We start from the raw sequence: 4,359 nt of genomic DNA, 5'->3' as shown, positions 1-4,359 counted from the left end.
GCCCGGGCCGGACGGAGGGCGCGGGGCCCGGAGGAGCGGGGGTGCCGGCCCGGGCGGCGGAGGGCCCGGCCGCCCGGTCCGTCCCGGAGGTCGGGGCCGCCCCCGGAGTCGGGGCCGTCCCGGGCGTCGGGCGTCGGCGTTCAGCAACCGGGCGTTCAGCCGACTGACGCTGGGTCGACCGGCGTTCAGCCGTCTGCCGGGGCCGCTCTGCCGAGGGCGCCGCCGGAGCGGGGGAAGCGGTCGTGGGGGAAGCGGTCACGCGGGAAGCGGTCGCGGGCGTGGCCGTTCCCTCCGCCTGCCGCTGGACCACGGGCAGGGCAGGGCCTTGCGGTGCCGCTGGGCCCGGGGATTCGCTCCCGGCCCGGCCGGGCAGGGCGAAGGGGGCCGCATGCGTGGGCAGTTCCCGCAGGGGCTTGCCCAGGGCAGGCCGTACGGGATGCGCGGCAGACGCCAGGTCCGGGGCGCGTTCCGGCGGGGCGGCGGCGGGCAGGCGCTCCCCGGCATCCGGGCGGTGGGTTCCCGTCGCACCGGGTCCGGCCGTTCGTTCAGCCCGGCCGCTCGTCGCACCGGGTCCGGCCGTCGGGCCAACAGGGCTGGACGGCACGGTGGTTCCTGGCGTCACGAAGGCCGCGAGACGACGCGGAGCCGCCACCGGCCGACGGGCGACGATCAGAGCCGGCGCGGTGCGGCGCGGGCGGACCGGGGCGGGCCGCGTGACGGTGGCGGGTGCGGTGTCGTCCGAGGCCGCCCGGGTCACCGGAGCGGCCGACCGCTGGACATCGGCCACGGAAGCCGCCGGAGCCCGGACCACGGGCGCCGGGTCCGACCCGGCCCGGACGGTCGCGGCACGCGGACCAGCACCAGCAGCAGCACCAGCAGCGGATCCGGTGCCGGCACCAGGCTGTCCGCCCCGCCGCCGCCCGGCGTCGGACGCCCGGCCCGGGGTGACGGTCGACGTGGGCTGTCCCGGCGACCGCTCCGGCTCCGGCTGGACGGCGGCGGCGCGCAGGAGCAGGGGTGTTCCGCCGGCCGCGGGACGGGCGGTGCCCGGCCGCGTGACACCGTGGATGAGGCCCACCGGTGCGGACGGCAGGACGGCGTGGCCGAGCTCGCCTCCGTACGCGATGTTCTGCCACGAGGCGAGCCGGGACCTGAAGCGCAGTCCGTCGCTCACCCCGATCGAGGACCGGGCGACGGTCACGGCGGGTGGCGCGACCCGCCGCCAGCCGCCGTCCCAGTCCGTCTCCCGGCTCACCGGCCGGCCGTCGTCCTGCGAAGGCTCGGGACCCGCGGCCGGGGCGCCGTCGCCGGACGCCCCGGGGACGGGGGCGTCGGCCTGCCGCCGGTCCCCCCTGCGGAACCAGTCCCTGAACTCCACGCCCTCACCCGCTTTCGTTGACGCGGGTGTTGATCCGCGCTATCTCCCTCACCCACTCCTGCCGCTCACCATGGGTGAGGTCGAGGATTTCCTCACGCTGCCAGTGGAAGTGGTAGGCGATGTACGCGAGCTCCTCCCGCAGCCGGGAAGGCGCGTACGTCACGATTCCCCCAGGCGTTCACCCGAGAGGTCCACCTCGAACGACCCGTGGCACAGCGGGCACGTCACCGCGGCGTGGGTGTGGCCCTCGCTGTTGATGCGGCGGTAGAAGTCCTGGAGGAACGCCACGTCGGTGGCGTACATCCGCTCGACCACCCCGGCGTGCACGTCGGTGACGGTGCCGAGCCGGGTGATGACCTGGCTGAGCAGCACCACGCTCAGGTACGCGGGGTTCTCCTTGACGCGCAGGTCGATCTGCGGGCGCAGCTCGTCCCGTGCCGTCGCGAGCCGCATCGACCCGCTCCGGTGGACCTGGCCCTCGTCGTCGACGTATCCGCGCGGGAGCTCGAACTCGAACTCCGTACGCAGGTCCTGGCGGTCCCGCTCCCGGGCGGGAGGAGGCGTCGGAGCTTCCTCGCGCGGGGCGGGTGCGGCGGCGGCGAGGCTGTCGAGGACCTCGTCGAGGCCGCCGCCGGAAACGGTCCTGCGCCTCATTCGACCACGATCTCCTCGAAGGTGATGGTGACCGTCTCCGTCGCCGCGCTGGACTCGCCGGCCTTCAGCGAGGGGCCCTCCCACTTGCTGGCCCAGCCCTGCATCAGCTGGATGCGGCGGACGGTCTCACCCTTCGAGTCCTTGATCTCGATGGTGAGGTTCTGGCGTGCGGTGTCGACGGCTCCGTTGTTGAGCGTCTCCTTGATCCACTTGGTGAACTCGCTGCTCTTGTCGAGCCCGCGGGTGATCGTCACCTCGCCGGCCTGGCGCGCACCGGGCTGCTTGCGGATGATCTGCTTGCCCTCGGCGGTCACCTGGCGGACCTCGACGACTTCTTCCTCGACGGTCAGCCCGCTGATCTCCTGGATCGACTCCACGAGATAGCCGCCGAGCTGCACGCCGAAGACGTGGGTGGAAAGAGCATCGCCCTCTGCCATGACTGTGTGTCACCTGTTCTTTTCGTTGCCTGCGGGGGTCGCTCCGCGCCGGGGACGGCGGGTGCGGGTCACTCGTCGACGAGGCTGGTGCTGTCCGAGAACTGCGCGAGGCGGAAGATCACGAACTCCGCGGGCTTCACCGGGGCGACACCGATCTCGCAGACGACCTGGCCGAGGTCGATGGACTCCTGCGGGTTGTTGTCGCGGTCGCACTTGACGTAGAAGGCCTCCTCCGCCGTCCGGCCGAAGAGCGCGCCCCGGCGCCATTCCTCGGTGAGGAAGGCGGTGACGTTGCGGCGGATGCTCGACCAGAGGCGGTCGTCGTTCGGCTCGAAGACGACCCACTGGGTGCCCAGGAGGATGGACTCCTCCAGGTAGTTGAAGAGCCGGCGCACGTTCAGGTAGCGCCAGGCTGGGTCGGACGAGAGCGTGCGTGCGCCCCAGATGCGGATGCCGCGGCCGGGGAAGGCGCGGACGCAGTTGACGCCGATCGGGTTGAGCAGGTCCTGCTCGCCCTTGCTCAGGCGCAGTTCCAGGTCCAGCGCCCCGCGGATGACCTCGTTGGCGGGCGCCTTGTGCACCCCGCGCTCGCCGTCGCTGCGCGCCCAGACGCCGGCGACGTGGCCGCTCGGCGGGATCAGGGTCTGCTGGCCGGTGGCCGGGTCGAGGACCTTGAGCCAGGGGTAGTACACGGTCGCGTAGCGCGAGTCGTATCCGGCGTCGTCGTTGCGCCAGGCGCGGACGCGCTGGGCGTTCATCCCCGGCGGGGTGTCCAGGACGGCGACCCGGTCGCCCATCTGCTCACAGTGCGCGATGACGGCCAGCTGCACGGCCCTGACGCCCTCGTCGTCGATGTCGCCGCGGCGGTGGGCGCTCATCAGGTCCGGGACGGCGATCATGGTGATCTCGTCGATCGCCTCAAGGGCCGCGATGCCCGTACGGGCCGACGCGTCGCCCACGTACTCGCTCGGACCGCTCCGGACGGTGCCCCCGGCGGCCGGGGCGGCGGGCGAGAGGGAGAGGCTCTGGTTCTCGGGGCGGGTCTGCGCCGCACCGGGCTGTTCGGTGACCTCGACGAGCTTGGACTGCCGGGCCTGGGTGACGAGATAGCCCTTGACGTTCTTGCGGACGGAGGTGTCGTACGTCTCCGCCACCTTGCCGCCCTGACGCACCAGCAGCCGGAACCGGTCCTCCGGAGGGTTCTCGCCCTCGGGGTCGGCGACCTCGATGGAGATGCCGTCACCGGCGCCCGGCCGGGCGGAGACCAGGAAGCCGCCGAGGGCGACGGGCGGGGCCGCCGCGGGCGCGGAGCCCTGCGGTGCGTCCTCGGCCGGGCCGCCGATGCGGACGATGTACGCCGCGCCGCCACCGTTGCTGAAGTAACCGTGGACGGCGAGCGTCAGGTAGGTGTCCGGCGTGAAGGTGCCGAAGGCCGATACGTACTGGTCCCAGCTCGTCACCAGCGTCGGCCGGTGGAAGGGGCCCGTCTCCGCGAACCCGACGAAGGCGGCGACCGCGGTGCCGACTCCCTCGATGGGCCGTGCTCCGGACTGCACCTCCTCCACGTATACACCTGGGGTGAGGTACGACGGCATGCTCGCTCCTTCGGGTGGTCAGTCGTTCGCTTGTTCAGTCTTGCCCGGGGGTGTCTGCGGGATGTAGGCCTCAAAGTCCTGGCCACGGGGCAGGGCGACTGCCTTCCCAGGCACCCCGGACGCCCGGGGAGGCCTGCGGAGGCCAGGTGGATCCCGGGAGGCCCGGCAGACCCGGGGAGGCCCGCGGAGGCCCGGGAAGCCGAGGGAGGTCCTTCTCACATTCCGCGACCGAAATATTTCGCTCGGAATCCCTGCGCCCGAGCCCGCGCCGCGAGGGTTACTGAGATTTAACTCG

At 73.0% G+C, this 4,359-nt stretch carries 4 protein-coding genes and 1 pseudogene; all 5 read right to left on the bottom strand.

The features are described 5' to 3' along the window. Positions 1-1,378: pseudogene (locus tag JGS39_RS37775) on the bottom strand (hypothetical protein); the annotation flags it as partial. Positions 1,379-1,382: 4 nt separating this feature from the next. Next, positions 1,383-1,541: a DUF6760 family protein gene (locus JGS39_RS37770; RefSeq protein WP_018553076.1), complete on the bottom strand. Its 159-nt coding sequence runs from the start codon at positions 1,539-1,541 to the stop codon at positions 1,383-1,385. Beyond that, positions 1,538-2,032, bottom strand: coding sequence for a hypothetical protein (locus JGS39_RS37765; RefSeq protein ID WP_219574296.1), 495 nt, complete (start codon positions 2,030-2,032; stop codon positions 1,538-1,540). Before JGS39_RS37765 ends, JGS39_RS37770 begins: the two co-directional genes overlap by 4 nt. Then, the gene (locus JGS39_RS37760) at positions 2,029-2,469 is read right to left on the bottom strand and encodes a phage tail protein (RefSeq protein WP_124720830.1); all 441 of its coding nucleotides are present in this window, start codon (positions 2,467-2,469) and stop codon (positions 2,029-2,031) included. The genes JGS39_RS37765 and JGS39_RS37760 overlap by 4 nt, the downstream gene beginning before the upstream one ends. Before the next feature lie 68 nt (positions 2,470-2,537). Beyond that, positions 2,538-4,064, bottom strand: coding sequence for a phage tail sheath family protein (locus JGS39_RS37755; RefSeq protein WP_219574295.1), 1,527 nt, complete (start codon positions 4,062-4,064; stop codon positions 2,538-2,540). Between the last annotated feature and the right edge of the window lie 295 nt (positions 4,065-4,359).

Source organism: Streptomyces poriferorum (assembly GCF_019399235.1).
Taxonomy (GTDB): domain Bacteria; phylum Actinomycetota; class Actinomycetes; order Streptomycetales; family Streptomycetaceae; genus Streptomyces; species Streptomyces poriferorum.
Note: the sequence above shows the minus strand (reverse complement) of the source record. Positions and strands in the feature narration are given on the sequence as shown.